At 43.9% G+C, this 289-nt stretch carries 1 pseudogene; it reads left to right on the top strand.

Annotated features, from left to right (window positions below):
- Window positions 1–22: 22 nt before the first annotated feature.
- Window positions 23–289 (top strand): annotated as a pseudogene (locus tag CHH91_RS18390) (peptidase M20); the annotation flags it as partial.

The following is a 289-nucleotide window of genomic DNA, read 5'->3' as shown; positions in this document are numbered from 1 at the left end:
GAATGAATGGACGGTGTATAGAATGGAAAAATTACAGAATCAACTAAAAACATGGCGCCGTGATTTGCATAAGCGTCCCGAATTAGGCTGGTGTGAATACCAAACAACGGCTTACATTTATCATGTTTTAAAGCCTCTATGTTTTACCCTTCATCTTGGCAATGAAGTAAGTAGCAAAGAGAAAATGGGTGTCCCTTCTGCTGAAGTGGATCGCCTCCATTTCAAGCGGGCAGAGGAGGCAGGCATTGATGCTAAGTTGCTCGAGAAAATGGCTGGCAATCAAACGGGG

The organism is Virgibacillus sp. 7505 (assembly GCF_002272135.1).
GTDB lineage: Bacteria > Bacillota > Bacilli > Bacillales > Amphibacillaceae > Terribacillus.
Note: the sequence above shows the minus strand (reverse complement) of the source record. Positions and strands in the feature narration are given on the sequence as shown.